We start from the raw sequence: 15,422 nt of genomic DNA, 5'->3' as shown, positions 1-15,422 counted from the left end.
TCTAGGCAGAGGAAAAGTAGAAATCAGGGTGAATCAGGGATATAAAAATTGAACTGGTGAGGCTATAAATAATAGATTGAAGTTTAAAAAAACCCAAAGCTAATTGAGGAATAGGAAAAACCGTTAACCAGGGATATATCAGATTAAATAAAGTAAAAGGTTGAATAATCAAACGAAGATTGTTAAGAATGTTCTTCCAGCCATTTCCATTATCCCACCAAGGATGTGAAACAAATTTTGACTCTCGTTGTGATGGAGACTGAAACAGTTGCTCCGAATGCAGACTAACCATTAAATAAGCACTGCAAATAATTTCCCACCATCGCTCAATATCTGGGTAGTGAGTCAGGCGAAAATCTGACCAACCTAATTCATTCTTACTTTGTTTTAACCCGTACTCGACCCAAGTTCTTAAACCGTAAAAATTTCCAACTTCTCTTGGCGTAATGTCTGGATATTTACTCATCACATACCAAGTAGTGTTATCAGGCAAATTTTCTGGATCTGTAGTAATTTGCCAATATCTAAGTTCTCCACGTTTTCCCGGAATAATTTCTCTAATAAATCGATTTTCCCGACTCAAGTCAGAGAATACCCTTTGAAACTTCTGCCACTTTAAATATTGAATATGTTGTCGTGGAAGTATTTCTACATAATGATTTGACCGAATCGCTACTATATAGTTCAAGTTTAGTTCATCTAATACAGATATGAAATTCTTACCACTCTCTCCATATAAGCTATCTGCAAGTACTAAGTTGAATTTAAAACCCATTGATTGTAGCTTTTTTATCAGTATTGCTGCTATTTCTGGTTTAGTGCGGTACTTATCTCCTGCCTGTAATCTTTCCCTGGGTTTATACACTTCAAACAGTAATGGAAATGTCATCCCACAGAAAACACCATATACTGTCACTGCCACAATTCCATTATCTGTTTTTCCCAAATTTCCTATATACTGCCGTTTCACATAATCTGTCTTGCTCCCTTTCTTTTTATCCCCTGTCTCATCAATAATTAAAATGATTGGTCTACCTTTTAGCACTTGTAAAATTAACTCTAACCTTAAGGTTCTTAACTTTTCTATATCCCAAGGTGATGTAGTTAGAAAATGATGCAACCCTTGCTGGTTATCTAATCCTACGATTTTTGCTATTTCTGGCAATGTTTTACGTTTTAGATCAGAAATGCAGCCTACATGGAGATATTTAAAAGCCTCGAAACTCCTAACATCTGGAAACAGACTTTTATACCACTGGCAATATTCGTCCACAAATTTGACTGTTGGTGCGGCTGGACGGGGCTGTACCATGCTCTGTGTCTTGGTTCTAGCATTTTTACCTTATTATACTACTGCCAGAGTGACAAAACAGGGTTAGGGAATGGTGACTGTTGTTTGGTTGCTGATTTTTGCTGCGCTCGTAGATTTGAGTCAACAGAGATCACCAAGATGTTGTCAAAAAGCGATCACCGGGTGTACATGCACATCATCATAACTACTATGCGAATTGTGCAATTTCAACTGAGATGGGGTGAAAAAGCGATCGCACTTTCTGCAGCATTGGTACAAACAGCGATCAATAAACTATGTTTTGATTAGTGTTCAATCGTCAGTGTGAGCGATCGCTAAAATTAACGCAATACTTAATCTACTAGCTTACTCTTGTATAGGATACCGTCGCATCATCTCCTGTACTTCCACCGCATCCCCTGAAGGCGTATACACGACCCCGCCAGACATCGCAATCGCAATCCGCTGCTTCCTCGCCCACTCAAACCAAGCACTCACATCCGATGTCACCACATTCTTGCCCTTAGCCCCACTCTTGCAGCTGTTGATAAATAAGCCAGTCGGATTATCACACCAGCCTTCATGAATTGCTTCCTTGACTCGTGCGATCGCCCCAGGCACATTCGCCCAATATTTCTTCATCACCCCCAAACACGGCTCTGGGTTAATCCGCAACCGCCGCAACTCGGTACAAACCTCAGCAATCTCGGGTTTGCTGGGCTTATACGTACTTGAACCTACTTCAACTTCCGGCTCGGAAAACTCGTCCTCATGAGAGTCTATCTCGCTAGTTGAGTGATCTAGTTCTAATTCATCAACAAAGCGAGTAATCTGGGGTTGCTCTGGTTCTGGTGCTTGGCGAACTAGCTCATATTCGCTTTCTTCTTCTACTTCATCCTTTCCTGACTCAACAGCAGTGTTTTGTTGTGGCTTAGAAGTTTCAGGATCTGATCTATGGTGTTGTTCTGCATTGAATTCTGAAGGTTCAGTTTTGCACTTGCCAGGTTCCAATAGACGATTAAGTACATCAAGGTGCAATTTATACTGCCAAGTCTTATCCTGCCCATTACCAGGATTTTTCTGCTTCTCGATAAGACCCATGCTCTCAAGCAGTGCGATCGCACTCCTAATGACATGAAGACTATGCTCACCCATTAGGTCAGCATAAATTCGCTTGAGTGGCTGGTAAACCCAAGGAGTGCGATGATTTTCGAGCTTCCACTTTGTCCAATGTCGGAAATACTCAATCAGTTTGGCAGCACAGAAGTTACCAGTAATCTCCAGATACTCTCGCCGCAATATCACCAGCCCGGATGCTTTTTCGGTAGAGACAACAGTACTCATTTGTTGCCTCCTACATGCGGACGAAAAGTTAAGTTAATTCTTGTGCCAACCAATTTCTTGGTTTTGGGAACTTGATGAAGGTGCGTGGACTGACAACCAGGGTGCATAAAGAGCAAACTCCCGTGTTCCAGCCAGAAATCAGTCGGCTTGCCCCCGATGGGCTTTATCTGAAACTTCCGCTCTGCACCCAAACTTACAGATGCAATCGCCGGATTTAGGCCCATCGACGATTCATTATCTGCGTGCCACCCTATGCTGTCCTGTCCACTTCTATACTGGTTGCCAATGACGATACGGAAGCTGTAGCCAGTAACAGCAGTAATCCTGTCTCTCAACTGGGCCAGCGATGAAGTCCAAGGCAATGGTTTTAATAGCACGCTTTTGGAATACAAATACTCACAACCTTCGTCACCGTAGATGCATTCCAGCCGGGGTACAAGTAAAGTTTTACCCACCATTTTTATTTGGTTCTGTTGCCATTGCAGTTTTAAGCAGTGCTGGTATAACACGCCAGCTTCCTCTTGGCTAAGGAACTCTGGATAATAAGTGACTGGTAAAACTGGCGTACGTTCGTTAAAAAGGGACATCTGTATCATCTTGTTCTCCTTGTGACCAAAGTTGTTTCAGTGCTTGTTGTTTTGCTGCTTCTAACTTTTCTTTCTCCTGGGCTGATGACTCACCGACGAGCTGCTCAAATTCTGCTCGTTGTCGTTGCTTCAATTGCTCAGTAGTCACAGCAGGTAATGCTAGTTGCTCATTTGTGCCTTGCCCTGAAGGGCGAAAGCCACGACGGCGGAAGATATAGCGGAAGTGGCGCTTATCCTGTGAGGGGAGCTTTCGCCATACTTCCTCATTCCAGCCTGGGGGTATGAAGTCAGCAGATGGTGGTAGAAGGTTTTGGATTTGGGATTGCAGTTGAGCGATCGCCTGTTGCATAGCAGGGATATCTTGGAGCAATGCCAACTGTTGTGCGCTCTTGGTCTGCGGTGAATAACCAGTTTGCGACCAGATGAATACCCGCAGTCCTGCTCTGGCAACCATGCGGTAATTCTCGAGAGCGATTGCCTTACCTTTATATTTACGAGCGTCTACGGCGTAATATTCCAAAATCGCGTGACACACCTCATCAATGATGAACAAGCTATTGTCGCCATCCTTTAATATGAGCCTCCAGTCCTTGCCAGCAAAGCTTTTCAATGACGGTGGTAATTCATTTAATATCGAGTCAGAATCTCTAAGTCGATTTAACAAATTTGTAATTACAGGCTGATCTACACCGCAAAAATTCGCCAGTGCAGTTACGGTCATTCCACTGATGCCATCATTCTGACGGGTACAAAATCCTAATTCATCTTTGATTTGAAATGTCAGTGTGTCCATACTCCCTCCTATTTTTGACGCATAGAACAATCACGGCATTGCAAAGATGCCGCCAATTTAATTGGCAAATTATTAACGTCTGAACTTGGAAGTTGATAATTTCAGCTTTTCAAGCTCATTTAAAGATTTTGGGGCAGCGATCACTAATCTTGGATAGCAAGCGATCGCTTAATGTTTGGCATTGTTACTCAAGTTGGAATTAGTCTTTTGGAACCAATTCAAAGAAATCTGAAATTTGGCAATTAAAATAAACACATAAAACAGTTATGGTATCAGCGTCATAACGTTTTGCAGTGTTCTCGCATAAGCCACGTATTGCGCCTGCGGTTAACCCTGTTGCCTCAGCTAAAGCTGTTCGAGTTAACCCATGTTCGTCAATTAAATCTTGCAATTTGCAACGTAGCTTCACCTTAAGGTTCTGCACGGCTTTTCTATCACTACGCTTGGTGTACTTAGGCGGAACGGGAGGATTCATCATTAAAGCTAGAGATGTCATTTCCTTACGTTCCTATTTTCGATTACTTATCGATTACTTTATTAAACGTATCATCATTTTATCGATTAATCGATAAAGCGACTATACGACATATTAATCGCTTTCTAGATTTTTAGTGATTTTTCTGATGATTAATCGACTTGCCGATTAATCGATAAAGCGATATATTTAGTTAAGTATTAGGGTAACGGATAGCAAACTGCCCGCACCCGAACGCTAAAAGGGGAAAGCAAACAGCACTACAGAACTATGACAACTGAACTAAACAATACACCCTGAGGTAACAGAGGCAGTGGATAGTCAAAGCGGCTTCTGGTAGATAAGGGTTGAGGAAAGTTCTGAATAAGAATTACCAAAAAGCAGGACAAGGGTTAACATTCAACGTTTTCAAAGCCTTATACGTCTACTAAAACCATTTGTCTTCTGTGGTAATGCTCAAACGTCACTGACTTTGAGCAACAAATACAAAGCTACGCTTAATTAATGGGAAAGTCTTGTGCTTTCAGCACAACACACTCAAAACAAAGGCGATCGCCCAACCTGGAAAGTTTGCGATCGCCTTTTATCCAAATTTACTGGAGATTTTCATTATGACCCATACAACGCATACACAGCAAGCAATTTTTGCTTCTTTTGCTGTTGACGAACAAGCTCTAGCTCAAGCCCAACTAGAGCAGCACATCACACAACAGGGTGAAGTTGTAGCAACCGAAGAATTCACAGTTATCGAAATCAGCTGCTACGACTACGAAATTTACGTTGGCGACAAACTGATAGCCAGCATTACATATGACCACGACGAATTCGTAACCCAACGCTGGGTAGTCTTGGTGAACTCAACCGAACAACATCGTGCAAACAGCTGGGCCAAGTGCCACAACCACATTGTTTGGCACCACAAGCAAGGCACACTGCCTGTACAAAAGCAAAAAGTTCCAGCCAATACTACGGGTAACGAAGTCATGGCACAAATTGCCTTGGAATGTGAGAAATTTGGCTTTGAACTCCTTGATGACGGTATCTATAACAACGACAAAAAGCTAGGCTCGGCAGGATGCACTGATGGTCGCTGGTGGGTCAACAGAGCGTCATCAGAACATCAGCAGCAAGTACCCTGTGATTCTGCATTCGATGCCGTGTGGTCATTGTCGATGGTTGAAGTATTGCCTGGGTTAGAAACAAAGTCTTGTGAGGAGTTGCTAGATAAACCATTTGATCAACTGACAACTGAGGAATGGAAGCGGCTTATGGAGTACAAGCCACTTCCAGAAAGTATGGTGTTAATCGCGTAGTTTAAGAGAGAATATGGTGGGCACAATGCGCCCACCATCTCAATATCAGCATAATAAGCCGGACGTGAGAAGTCTTATTAGATTCATTCAAAAGAGTTAATCATTAAAAAAGTTTGGGTTTAAATCAAGGAACAGCGCTGAATCAATTTCAATAAGATGAAAATTGACCGCGCTCAAAATTAATTCAATTAGCAAAATCAACTGCAAATATCCACTTAATTATTAGGAATTGAAAAACCTGATGGATATTAAGACTATTGCTGTCACCTATCACAGAAAATTTAACTTAGGTGATTATGAATCGTTGGAATTGGGTTGCTCTTTATGGGCACAAATCGACCCAGAAGAAGATGCAGAAGGTGTCACGCAATTTTTATATCAACAAGCTAAGGCTTCTGTTAAAGAAGCTGCCAGGCCTGTAATTCAAGACTCAATTCATCAGATGAATAAAGCCCGAATGCAACGACAATCAACTAAAAACCAAACTGAAACTGAACTGGATGATTTCTAATTATGGCTGAAATAAAACTCGGATTAGGTAATCCACCACAGCCAATTTACATGTACGTGAAGAAATTAGAGGTTGATGGTCGGATTTATGCTTGGTATAACTGTGAAATTGAACAAGACAAAAAGATTCCTGTCAGCCAAAGAGCATTAACAGGTTATATTTTGGAGCTAAGATTGACAGATAAAGATTTCAAAGGCAAGGATAATCTAAAATTAGATATTGTTGTCCAAGCTGATGAAATTTATATCGTCCGCAGTGGGATTGAAACAAACTTTGCTAAATCATTCTTGTTAGCTGCATCTGTTGTGAAAGATTTTACTCAGCCTATAATAATTGTTGCTACTCCAGGTGATGAAAATTCAGTATTCTGCAATCTCTATAATGCTTTGACTAAAACTAAAATTCGTCGAGAATGGAATCCAAATGCTGATTGGGCAATAATGATTCGTGATGTTCAATCGAAGTTAACTCCAAGTTCAGATTCAGTCGATTATGTTCCATCTATTGCACAACCCCAAGCAACTTCAAAGCAGACTGGGGTAACATCTTCACTACATCCTCAAGATTTACGAGTAAAGCAAATTCGGACTTTATTAAATTATCCGCTTGATTTAATCAAGGAATGGTTACGTTTTCAAGATGCTAGTAGTCCCAGTGAGCTTCATCACAGTAAAGTTGATGAACTTGTGAAAACCATGTGTATTGCTTGGGCATCAGATAAGTTTGACCACCCCAATCATGCTGCTAATTCATATCAGAAACACGTTGTTAATGTTGTAGCTGATGGTGTGGATGAAGTACAAGCAATTAAGGAATGGATGCAGCAAGTGCAAAAGCAGACTTTTGCACAGATGGTATAAGAAGATGATCAGGAGTTAATCATGAACTTGTCACAAGCATATCAACAATGGGAAGAAACTACAAAACAGCAGGCAAGACTGGAGGAACGACGCGAAGTTGTAGAAAATTTGCTTAAAGTAAGATTTGGTTCAGTAGATGAAGAACTGTCAAGAGTTATTGATAGTTTGTTACAGCTACAACCAGAAGAATTTACGCCTCTATGCTTTCAATTAACTCGTGAAGAATTGTTGGCAAGATTCGCTACAAATTGAGAGCAATCTCAAAACATAGTTACCAAATTACAACAATTTATTAATTACAAAGCGCTTTGTTAATCACAGAGCGCTTCTTTATATTCTCCGAAAATCATGAATGAACAAACTCTAGATAAAGCACTGTACTTAGACAGCAGAACCAGAGAATCTGTGCATGAAGAATTGGAGAAAATACTCAATTCATTGGTAGATTTTCAAGAGCAAAACCCAGGAGTTTATCAATTCTTATGCGATAACAAAAGGGATTTGAGTTTGGCAGATGCAATACAGGCACTTGCACAAACCTTGGAAGTTTTAAACCCAAATCAAGACATATTTGGGTGATGCACTGCATTATCTGGGTAAGGCGATGGGGCGATGGCTTGTCTTGAGCCGTTTGTTGAGGTCAAGCTAGACAAAGCAAAAAACTAGGCACTCAGTGATTCTGGCTTTGTATCCGCTATTTCCAAAACCCGATGCAACCAGTTTTGGGTCTTTTTCTGTGCGACCCGCTTTTGTTCAGCATCAGACCACATCTCGTTCCAATGGAATAACCAATTACTCATTAAACGCGCTAAATCAACTAACTCACAAGCCCTGTCAATGTCATCGGCTTTCACCATGTCAGGCACAGTCCACTCTATAAAGTAACGACTTTCTTTTACCAGATTTAGCATCAAATCCTTCGATGACTCCCCAGCCCATAAAGAATGAATTTGCGATAAGTGATTTGCCAAGTGATGCAGGCGAGTGGAAACATCATCTTGGATAAAAATTTGCTGTTGTGGTGTCATTTCAATCATAAGTTTCCCAAGAACTCAATAATGATTTGAGCAACTCTTTCTCTAATATTAGAGTCTAAAATTTCCATTGACCGATTTTGGCGAGGACGCAGATTAACCATAGATTCGCATATAATCCTCCCAGTCACTGGCATGAAACTAGCAGCCCAAATATCCTGCTGTCTACTACCATCATCCAACAGCACTTGTTCACAATCAACGTGTAGCTCACCGCCGCCAACTAATACTCTACGCTCAATATCTACTGCTGTTTTAATGTAGAACTTGTGCTGTTCTAACATTTGTTCAAGTTGCTCACTTGTAGCGCGATTGCGTAACAAAAGAATCATTCTCTTGAACACCCCTGTATGTTATCAAAGCTCATGGTCAGAGCGCTCGCTTTTTTGTAGCCAGCTTAAAATAGTTAGCGCTAACTCCCAAGATTTCTCTCTATCCCAATGAGGCAGATGATTGAGGATACGTCCAGTAATTAATTCTGGGCTTTCTAAATCTCCGCTGCGAGCCGCAACCGCATCTTTAATCAATCTTCCCAGTGTAGCAGCTTGATTCCCCTGGTAATCAGGTTGTCTTTTAATTTCATCAATTATCCAGTCGGGAACTGTGATAGTTTTATATCCTGGCTTTGGCATACATAACAGAGAAATAGTTTTCTGATAGTACGGCAAATTACGTTATAGTTACAAATTTTGTACGGTATAGTACGGTAAATAAGAGGATCATCCCACAAAGCTTCACAAATAGTAGGAGCAATTGTCTATGGTAACTATTAGTATTAATCCCATACATCCTAAAGATTTTAAAAAGATTCATAAGTTTTCGATTTACCAAATGAGCAAATTGTCAGGGTATTCAGTTGAAACATTAAAAAACTGGTTAGCTGATGAAAATAGTTCTAGATTTGTAGAACCTAAGCCATATGTACTGAACCACTTCGGAGCTATCCATAAAATATTAGCTTTAGCTTAGTGTTGGAGAAACACAAAGAGGTTACACAAACACTACCCGCAATATTGCGGTTTTTTTATGATTGATATCAGCACTTCCGGAAATGAATCGGAAGTTCATCGGAAGTCAATCGGAAGTGAAAGGAGGGAAAGTATTGCAACTGAAAGGTTCTTGCTCTGTTGAAGAAGTTCTCACAAGACAACAAGCAGCTCTGAGATTGAAACCACAAATTAGTGAAAGGCAGTTAAGAACATATCTAGATTTAGCTTCTTTATATCTCCCAAGTTTTGCTGATTTTAGAGATGAAGAGAATGGTGGATTAAATCGCCATGTCAAATTGACTAATTGGCATCTACCAGTTCTGCAACAAATTAGGACTTGCGTTTTACTTAAGGGTTTAATCAAAACCGCAGTCGAGTTAAAACAACACCCAGAAAAATTTACAGGAGTTTAGATAATGACTATCAAAGAATATGCAGAATCTATTGGTATAAAGCCGGGTAAGTTAGTTGACGAGTTCCGCAAAAATTTCCCAGGCCAAACTTGGACAATCAATTCCTCACTCCCCGAAGAATTTCTGGCTGCTCATTCAAAAGTCAAACAAGACCAAAAGCCGGACTCGCAACCATTCAATGGCATGGGAGAAGCCACAATTACAAAGGCTGACGAGGCAATTCAACAAGCGTCATACAAGCTAACAGCAGCAGATAAACAGACGATATCAGGAGCGATCGCCGTTCAAAACGAACAATCGAAAATATTGGGGGCTTCCACTGGGGTAACAGGCGCATTGTTGTTCATGGAATCCTTGATTGCAGCTAAAGGAACTGTGCTAGACGCTTTTGCGGAGCAATCTCTGCTTGAAGTTGACAATCAAATAGCGGAGATTGATCAGAGCTTAATTAACCTAGCCGAAGAAGCCTCAACAAGATTGGGGGAGTCCATTCGCAAAAAGGAACAACTCAAACAGCGACTGAACCTTTTGAGAGAACGAGTCAGCTCAATGGGGACACAGATTCGCTTCTAGAAGCTTATTCAACAGTAGCACTTGCTCTACAACTCCATCAGGAGACTGTCGCTACTGTTGCTCAAATACAACTACTGCAAGAAATCTTGAAATCTCAAAGGAAAAAGACAGTTATGGATATTCTCAGTACAAGTTTATTTGCCACTTCAGTTTTGGGTGCTTTGGGTGGTAGTAGCTATCTTGTAGGAAGTGCGATCGCTACTGGGGTACTTTCTGCTGGATTGCTCCCAGCTTTAGGAATAGTTGTTGGTGCAGGTTTTGCAATTTTGGGGCGTGTTTCAAAATGACCCCCAAACTCGCACAAGCATTGGAGAAATTAGCAACCAGCCCAGTCAAGCTTGACCAAATAGCAATTACAAGACTTGAAAAAGAGTACGGTGCTTCTGTAACAGACATTCTGACTGAGCTGGAAGATTACGCAATCGTACATCAGGTGATCAACGACCAAATAACCAAGCCAAAAAACAAGCGATTAATTGCTATTGCGAATGGTTGTTTCTGGGCCGCCGCGATCGGGATTTCAACATTACTGGTAAAGCCCAATGTAACCATAGCTGCCATGACTTTAGGCTTTACTGCTGGCATATCAGCGAAATTGATCGGAGAGAAATCGTGACTATTAGTGCTAATAAATACCTTGGACAAGCAATACTCGGTTTTATAGGAATAGCTTTAATTGCATCACCCCTATTCCTCAAACTCCCATCCCAATTTCAATCATTTAACGCTGCCGCACAAATTGAACAGAGTGAAGATGTAGAGCGCTCACGCATCGAGCAACGCCAGCTAACAGCCTTAAAGTTAGCCCAAACCCAAGTCATGCCCAATACTCAAAAACTGAAAATCCGGCAGTACATTGATAACCCAAAACGAGATCCACGCCCAGAAACTACAGGTTGGTTAGAGTCGGAAATGATTTATGTTTATGACTCTGCCGGTGCTTGCATAGGGCGGATATCTGCTCGGCAATGGCAATGGAAATATCACTACAAAAATGCTTGCACTGATGCACCAGGTTAGGGGGTCTAAAAAACATGGATACTCAGAAAAATTCATCTTCTGAGCAAGCAACCGAAAAGCAGACTCAGAAAAGGAAGGGAGTTTCTGACTACATAGAAATCTTAGCTGGATGGATTGTTGATATTATTTCCATCCCCGTGTCTTTCGTTTCCCATATCCTGGCACAGTTCGTTACCCCTGGTTCTGGCGGTACGAAAATCATCGGCGCACTCGGCTTTTTCATCGGCTCTTTACTTAGTACTGATGGCATTTGGCAGACGATGTTTGCTGGAACTCCTTTGTTTCCTTGGTTTGAGCAAAATTGGATTGGTTGGATTGGGTGGTTAACACTGCCCTTCAACCCATTATTCTGGTTATCTTTTGGCATATCTGCGTTAGTCCAAGTAATGCAAGCTCGAACATTGCGTGGTAAACGCCCAGAAGAAGCGAAAACCGAGTTTGAATATTCCAAGCAGTTTACATTAGGCGGCAAACCCAGTGGCACCATTGACCTAACACAGGCATTGTGGCGGGATTACAAGGTTGCTGGCATGAAAGAACGACACACAGGCGGTGCGGTTGCTTTGTTCTTTTGGATTTTTGACCTAACAACCACCTTCGTTGGACGCAACCCTTTCGCTTTCACCAATCCCAGTATTATTCTTGCCTGCCTTGTCTACAACTTAGGCTCAATGATGGCTGGTGAAATCGGCTACACCATCTGGAAATTAACCAAATGAAGAAGAATCCCGAAGTCAGAAGTCAGGAGTCAGAATGCAATTAGTGGGGGATTCAGACCCGCCACTAATTGTAGACCGCTAAATTTTTAATTTAGCGGGGGTCTTAAACCCACTTATTCAGACGCTCTCTACGAGACGCTGCGCGAACGAGGACTCGTTAACGCTACGCTATCCGCCAGTCGTACAGAATTCATACTGAATTCTGACTCCTGACTCCTGAATTCTATTTTGGTAATCAGTATTGGTGAACTCTATGGATTTTATAAATTATCAACCAGACCCTACATCTCATGAAAACCAGACTCATCAGGGAAACCAAGTACCATCTTTAACTACGCTAGAAACTGCTCGGCTCAGAGAAGATTATCCTTCAATAGAACACTTGGAAGCGGGAAATGTTGCGGCTTGGTTAGTTGAACGTACCGATCAGCTATTAATTAGAGCCAAAGATGAGCGAGCCGGGATGAACCTCTCGAAACTCATCACTCTTGCTGGTGGGGCAATTGGAGCAGTTTGTTATGCTACCAGTCCTTTGGCACCCATCGGTGCATTAATTGCCAGTGCTGGGTATGTTTGGGCGGTTGCAACTGACATGAATGCTTCCCATCAGTTTGCCCCCATACCCTTTATTCGAGGTAACTTCTTTGAGTTTTTATCAGCGATGGGTGATAGTCAAGCCAGAGAAGAATGGTTCTCAAATCAAAACGAATTTGTTGACTTGATGCATCATTTAGAACCGTGCGAGCGTTATGAATTTGCCATGCTCAGGCAGCACACTCATACCTTAACTGAGTTTATTAATATTGTGGAACCGGGAAAACGCTTTTACGCTTACCGATATTTGCTTGATTGCTTTGTCAATTTTCGCGGTGTCTTCCCTACGTTTGACCAACTCAATCAGCATCTTGCCAAAGTGTCAGTTGACCCTAGAGTTAACTATCATCATGTTCAAGCGATTCAACAAATACGCCCACCACAATTAGAAGCACCTCAAATTAACTTACCCCCTCCACCTATTGCTCACTTACCTTTAGCCGCACCAATAACTAATTTACCACTTGGTATTCCTTCATCTAATTCCTCAAATCCTATACCAATTGATGAAACTAACACGCACATTGATGAATACAGTCCCCAAAGAGCGCAAACACTTGATGTAATTGAGAAGATGTCACAACGGATTTCTAATCATTTAATTATAGGTATTCCTGGGGCTGGCAAAGGTTTGCTTGTCAGTAATGCTTTGCGGCGAATTAAACAATTGCATCCGCAAACTACCATTTTTTACATCGACCCCAAAAACGACCCAAAGGAGACTGGTTATTTCTCTGGTTGTGTAGATGTCCTCAAACGGGCTTCTACTCCATCGATGACTCCTGTTGAAATTGTCAGTTGGTTCCAAAATTGCATTAAAGAATTCGATACCATCAGGGGTGACAAATTGCTGGCTTTTGACGAAGGGACGCAGATTGGCAGTCAATTTAAAATCGCAAAGCAACTCGACTGGCTCAAGGGAAAATTGACTAGTTATACTTCCTGCGGTGATTCTGCGGGGATTAGAGTTTGGATTTTAGCCCAGAATCCCCATACTGAGGATTTGGGGATTAGCGGCGGATTGCGATCGCAATTTACTCCCCTGGCGATTGTCTCTGGTGTAAATATTGCAGCCTATAGTGCGATGATTTCTACTGGCTTCATCCCCAGTTCTCAGAAAATCAGTGATGCCAAACTTCAGGAGTTCATTGATGCTTCACCTGTAAACCGAGCAGTTTATCATGGTGGTTTAAATAATTGGTTTGCAATGCCCAAGCTAGAAAATCATTCTGGCTATGACCGTGATTCCAGAACTTTTCTTGAGGGCTTCCAACCTCCTACTCCCGGAGAATTTATTAGTTCTGATATCGACACTATCAAGAGACTGGAGTCGAGTTTCCATGCTGATGAAGCCATTTCGGATTCCTTACCTAGCGAAACGGCGAAACAATCATCCGAAACGCCGAAACTACGCGAAATCAATAGTTTTGATTCACAACAGCCGCGTTTCACTCGTTTCGCCTTACTCCGAAATGAGGCAATAGCGGAGATTTTGCGCTTGCGAAACGAAATGAATCTTAACCCTCTTTTGTCACTCTAGGCAGAGGAAAAGTAGAAATCAGGGTGAATCAGGGATATAAAAATTGAACTGGTGAGGCTATAAATAATAGATTGAAGTTTAAAAAAACCCAAAGCTAATTGAGGAATAGGAAAAACCGTTAACCAGGGATATATCAGATTAAATAAAGTAAAAGGTTGAATAATCAAACGAAGATTGTTAAGAATGTTCTTCCAGCCATTTCCATTATCCCACCAAGGATGTGAAACAAATTTTGACTCTCGTTGTGATGGAGACTGAAACAGTTGCTCCGAATGCAGACTAACCATTAAATAAGCACTGCAAATAATTTCCCACCATCGCTCAATATCTGGGTAGTGAGTCAGGCGAAAATCTGACCAACCTAATTCATTCTTACTTTGTTTTAACCCGTACTCGACCCAAGTTCTTAAACCGTAAAAATTTCCAACTTCTCTTGGCGTAATGTCTGGATATTTACTCATCACATACCAAGTAGTGTTATCAGGCAAATTTTCTGGATCTGTAGTAATTTGCCAATATCTAAGTTCTCCACGTTTTCCCGGAATAATTTCTCTAATAAATCGATTTTCCCGACTCAAGTCAGAGAATACCCTTTGAAACTTCTGCCACTTTAAATATTGAATATGTTGTCGTGGAAGTATTTCTACATAATGATTTGACCGAATCGCTACTATATAGTTCAAGTTTAGTTCATCTAATACAGATATGAAATTCTTACCACTCTCTCCATATAAGCTATCTGCAAGTACTAAGTTGAATTTAAAACCCATTGATTGTAGCTTTTTTATCAGTATTGCTGCTATTTCTGGTTTAGTGCGGTACTTATCTCCTGCCTGTAATCTTTCCCTGGGTTTATACACTTCAAACAGTAATGGAAATGTCATCCCACAGAAAACACCATATACTGTCACTGCCACAATTCCATTATCTGTTTTTCCCAAATTTCCTATATACTGCCGTTTCACATAATCTGTCTTGCTCCCTTTCTTTTTATCCCCTGTCTCATCAATAATTAAAATGATTGGTCTACCTTTTTAGCACTTGTAAAATTAACTCTAACCTTAAGGTTCTTAACTTTTCTATATCCCAAGGTGATGTAGTTAGAAAATGATGCAACCCTTGCTGGTTATCTAATCCTACGATTTTTGCTATTTCTGGCAATGTTTTACGTTTTAGATCAGAAATGCAGCCTACATGGAGATATTTAAAAGCCTCGAAACTCCTAACATCTGGAAACAGACTTTTATACCACTGGCAATATTCGTCCACAAATTTGACTGTTGGTGCGGCTGGACGGGGCTGTACCATGCTCTGTGTCTTGGTTCTAGCATTTTTACCTTATTATACTACTGCCAGAGTGACAAAA

At 41.2% G+C, this 15,422-nt stretch carries 21 protein-coding genes and 1 pseudogene; 13 read left to right on the top strand and 9 right to left on the bottom strand.

Annotated features, from left to right (window positions below; genetic code table 11):
* Window position 1: 1 nt before the first annotated feature.
* The 5 genes from HG267_RS37690 to HG267_RS37670 form a co-directional block, all read right to left on the bottom strand.
* Window positions 2–1,312, bottom strand: a complete 1,311-nt coding sequence (locus tag HG267_RS37690) for an IS701 family transposase (RefSeq protein WP_096621593.1) — start codon at window positions 1,310–1,312, stop codon at window positions 2–4.
* A 345-nt stretch (window positions 1,313–1,657) separates the two neighbouring features.
* The gene (locus HG267_RS37685) at window positions 1,658–2,635 is read right to left on the bottom strand and encodes a hypothetical protein (protein ID WP_081584121.1); all 978 of its coding nucleotides are present in this window, start codon (window positions 2,633–2,635) and stop codon (window positions 1,658–1,660) included.
* Window positions 2,632–3,222 (bottom strand): alpha-ketoglutarate-dependent dioxygenase AlkB family protein, encoded by a 591-nt coding sequence (locus HG267_RS37680; RefSeq protein WP_263420091.1) that lies wholly within the window; start codon window positions 3,220–3,222, stop codon window positions 2,632–2,634. Before HG267_RS37680 ends, HG267_RS37685 begins: the two co-directional genes overlap by 4 nt.
* Window positions 3,209–4,015: a hypothetical protein gene (locus HG267_RS37675; protein ID WP_045873478.1), complete on the bottom strand. Its 807-nt coding sequence runs from the start codon at window positions 4,013–4,015 to the stop codon at window positions 3,209–3,211. The genes HG267_RS37680 and HG267_RS37675 overlap by 14 nt, the downstream gene beginning before the upstream one ends.
* A gap of 199 nt (window positions 4,016–4,214) precedes the next feature.
* Window positions 4,215–4,511, bottom strand: coding sequence for a helix-turn-helix domain-containing protein (locus tag HG267_RS37670; RefSeq protein WP_045873477.1), 297 nt, complete (start codon window positions 4,509–4,511; stop codon window positions 4,215–4,217).
* Window positions 4,512–5,005: 494 nt separating this feature from the next.
* Between HG267_RS37670 and HG267_RS37665 the strand changes: the two genes are divergently transcribed.
* From HG267_RS37665 to HG267_RS37645, 5 genes are all read left to right on the top strand, one after another.
* Window positions 5,006–5,803, top strand: coding sequence for a hypothetical protein (locus HG267_RS37665; RefSeq protein ID WP_228045721.1), 798 nt, complete (start codon window positions 5,006–5,008; stop codon window positions 5,801–5,803).
* 241 nt (window positions 5,804–6,044) lie between these two features.
* The gene (locus tag HG267_RS37660) at window positions 6,045–6,314 is read left to right on the top strand and encodes a hypothetical protein (RefSeq protein ID WP_045873476.1); all 270 of its coding nucleotides are present in this window, start codon (window positions 6,045–6,047) and stop codon (window positions 6,312–6,314) included.
* A gap of 2 nt (window positions 6,315–6,316) precedes the next feature.
* The gene (locus tag HG267_RS37655) at window positions 6,317–7,174 is read left to right on the top strand and encodes a hypothetical protein (protein WP_045873475.1); all 858 of its coding nucleotides are present in this window, start codon (window positions 6,317–6,319) and stop codon (window positions 7,172–7,174) included.
* A gap of 21 nt (window positions 7,175–7,195) precedes the next feature.
* Window positions 7,196–7,426 (top strand): hypothetical protein, encoded by a 231-nt coding sequence (locus HG267_RS37650; RefSeq protein WP_045873474.1) that lies wholly within the window; start codon window positions 7,196–7,198, stop codon window positions 7,424–7,426.
* A gap of 96 nt (window positions 7,427–7,522) precedes the next feature.
* Entirely contained in the window at window positions 7,523–7,753 is a 231-nt protein-coding gene (locus HG267_RS37645) for a hypothetical protein (RefSeq protein ID WP_045873473.1), read from the top strand.
* A gap of 83 nt (window positions 7,754–7,836) precedes the next feature.
* Here the strand turns inward: HG267_RS37645 and HG267_RS37640 are convergent, their stop codons facing one another.
* The 3 genes from HG267_RS37640 to HG267_RS37630 are packed head-to-tail and all read right to left on the bottom strand — an operon-like array spanning window position 7,837 to window position 8,840.
* Complete coding sequence (locus HG267_RS37640) at window positions 7,837–8,211, bottom strand: hypothetical protein (protein WP_045873472.1); 375 nt, start codon at window positions 8,209–8,211, stop codon at window positions 7,837–7,839.
* Window positions 8,208–8,540 carry a DUF5674 family protein gene (locus HG267_RS37635; RefSeq protein WP_045873471.1) on the bottom strand — a complete coding sequence of 111 codons (333 nt, stop codon included), beginning with the start codon at window positions 8,538–8,540 and terminating at the stop codon, window positions 8,208–8,210. Before HG267_RS37635 ends, HG267_RS37640 begins: the two co-directional genes overlap by 4 nt.
* Before the next feature lie 24 nt (window positions 8,541–8,564).
* The gene (locus HG267_RS37630; RefSeq protein WP_045873470.1) at window positions 8,565–8,840 is read right to left on the bottom strand and encodes a hypothetical protein; all 276 of its coding nucleotides are present in this window, start codon (window positions 8,838–8,840) and stop codon (window positions 8,565–8,567) included.
* A gap of 127 nt (window positions 8,841–8,967) precedes the next feature.
* Here HG267_RS37630 and HG267_RS37625 point away from each other — a divergent pair, with 127 nt between their 5' ends.
* From HG267_RS37625 to HG267_RS37590, 8 genes are all read left to right on the top strand, one after another.
* Window positions 8,968–9,177 carry a hypothetical protein gene (locus HG267_RS37625; protein WP_045873469.1) on the top strand — a complete coding sequence of 70 codons (210 nt, stop codon included), beginning with the start codon at window positions 8,968–8,970 and terminating at the stop codon, window positions 9,175–9,177.
* 82 nt (window positions 9,178–9,259) lie between these two features.
* On the top strand, window positions 9,260–9,610 hold the full coding sequence (locus HG267_RS37620; protein WP_045873468.1) for a hypothetical protein: 351 nt from the start codon (window positions 9,260–9,262) through the stop codon (window positions 9,608–9,610).
* A gap of 3 nt (window positions 9,611–9,613) precedes the next feature.
* Entirely contained in the window at window positions 9,614–10,183 is a 570-nt protein-coding gene (locus tag HG267_RS37615; RefSeq protein ID WP_045873467.1) for a hypothetical protein, read from the top strand.
* A 113-nt stretch (window positions 10,184–10,296) separates the two neighbouring features.
* On the top strand, window positions 10,297–10,470 hold the full coding sequence (locus HG267_RS37610) for a hypothetical protein (RefSeq protein ID WP_155539556.1): 174 nt from the start codon (window positions 10,297–10,299) through the stop codon (window positions 10,468–10,470).
* Window positions 10,467–10,799: a hypothetical protein gene (locus HG267_RS37605; protein ID WP_045873466.1), complete on the top strand. Its 333-nt coding sequence runs from the start codon at window positions 10,467–10,469 to the stop codon at window positions 10,797–10,799. The genes HG267_RS37610 and HG267_RS37605 overlap by 4 nt, the downstream gene beginning before the upstream one ends.
* Window positions 10,796–11,203 (top strand): hypothetical protein, encoded by a 408-nt coding sequence (locus HG267_RS37600; RefSeq protein WP_309227754.1) that lies wholly within the window; start codon window positions 10,796–10,798, stop codon window positions 11,201–11,203. Before HG267_RS37605 ends, HG267_RS37600 begins: the two co-directional genes overlap by 4 nt.
* Window positions 11,204–11,217: 14 nt before the next feature.
* Window positions 11,218–11,922, top strand: coding sequence for a hypothetical protein (locus HG267_RS37595; RefSeq protein WP_045873465.1), 705 nt, complete (start codon window positions 11,218–11,220; stop codon window positions 11,920–11,922).
* Between the two features lie 253 nt (window positions 11,923–12,175).
* A complete protein-coding gene (locus tag HG267_RS37590; RefSeq protein WP_052335363.1) occupies window positions 12,176–14,056 on the top strand; it encodes a hypothetical protein in 1,881 nt (626 codons plus the stop codon).
* Here the strand turns inward: HG267_RS37590 and HG267_RS37585 are convergent.
* Window positions 14,053–15,364 (bottom strand): annotated as a pseudogene (locus HG267_RS37585) (IS701 family transposase). The gene HG267_RS37590 and the pseudogene HG267_RS37585 overlap by 4 nt on opposite strands.
* Window positions 15,365–15,422: the final 58 nt, after the last annotated feature.

Origin of the sequence: Tolypothrix sp. PCC 7601, from assembly GCF_025677855.1 — a bacterium.
GTDB lineage: Bacteria > Cyanobacteriota > Cyanobacteriia > Cyanobacteriales > Nostocaceae > Aulosira > Aulosira diplosiphon.
Note: the sequence above shows the minus strand (reverse complement) of the source record. Positions and strands in the feature narration are given on the sequence as shown.

Excerpts from the sequence above, each read along its gene's own strand:
- HG267_RS37690 (WP_096621593.1), bottom strand. The coding sequence starts at position 1,312 with ATGGTACAGCCCCGTCCAGCCGCACCAACAGTCAAATTTGTGGACGAA.
- HG267_RS37685 (WP_081584121.1), bottom strand. The coding sequence starts at position 2,635 with ATGAGTACTGTTGTCTCTACCGAAAAAGCATCCGGGCTGGTGATATTG.
- HG267_RS37680 (WP_263420091.1), bottom strand. The coding sequence starts at position 3,222 with ATGTCCCTTTTTAACGAACGTACGCCAGTTTTACCAGTCACTTATTAT.
- HG267_RS37675 (WP_045873478.1), bottom strand. The coding sequence starts at position 4,015 with ATGGACACACTGACATTTCAAATCAAAGATGAATTAGGATTTTGTACC.
- HG267_RS37670 (WP_045873477.1), bottom strand. The coding sequence starts at position 4,511 with ATGACATCTCTAGCTTTAATGATGAATCCTCCCGTTCCGCCTAAGTAC.
- HG267_RS37660 (WP_045873476.1), top strand. The coding sequence starts at position 6,045 with ATGGATATTAAGACTATTGCTGTCACCTATCACAGAAAATTTAACTTA.
- HG267_RS37655 (WP_045873475.1), top strand. The coding sequence starts at position 6,317 with ATGGCTGAAATAAAACTCGGATTAGGTAATCCACCACAGCCAATTTAC.
- HG267_RS37650 (WP_045873474.1), top strand. The coding sequence starts at position 7,196 with ATGAACTTGTCACAAGCATATCAACAATGGGAAGAAACTACAAAACAG.
- HG267_RS37645 (WP_045873473.1), top strand. The coding sequence starts at position 7,523 with ATGAATGAACAAACTCTAGATAAAGCACTGTACTTAGACAGCAGAACC.
- HG267_RS37640 (WP_045873472.1), bottom strand. The coding sequence starts at position 8,211 with ATGATTGAAATGACACCACAACAGCAAATTTTTATCCAAGATGATGTT.
- HG267_RS37635 (WP_045873471.1), bottom strand. The coding sequence starts at position 8,540 with ATGATTCTTTTGTTACGCAATCGCGCTACAAGTGAGCAACTTGAACAA.
- HG267_RS37630 (WP_045873470.1), bottom strand. The coding sequence starts at position 8,840 with ATGCCAAAGCCAGGATATAAAACTATCACAGTTCCCGACTGGATAATT.
- HG267_RS37625 (WP_045873469.1), top strand. The coding sequence starts at position 8,968 with ATGGTAACTATTAGTATTAATCCCATACATCCTAAAGATTTTAAAAAG.
- HG267_RS37620 (WP_045873468.1), top strand. The coding sequence starts at position 9,260 with ATGAATCGGAAGTTCATCGGAAGTCAATCGGAAGTGAAAGGAGGGAAA.
- HG267_RS37615 (WP_045873467.1), top strand. The coding sequence starts at position 9,614 with ATGACTATCAAAGAATATGCAGAATCTATTGGTATAAAGCCGGGTAAG.
- HG267_RS37610 (WP_155539556.1), top strand. The coding sequence starts at position 10,297 with ATGGATATTCTCAGTACAAGTTTATTTGCCACTTCAGTTTTGGGTGCT.
- HG267_RS37605 (WP_045873466.1), top strand. The coding sequence starts at position 10,467 with ATGACCCCCAAACTCGCACAAGCATTGGAGAAATTAGCAACCAGCCCA.
- HG267_RS37595 (WP_045873465.1), top strand. The coding sequence starts at position 11,218 with ATGGATACTCAGAAAAATTCATCTTCTGAGCAAGCAACCGAAAAGCAG.
- HG267_RS37590 (WP_052335363.1), top strand. The coding sequence starts at position 12,176 with ATGGATTTTATAAATTATCAACCAGACCCTACATCTCATGAAAACCAG.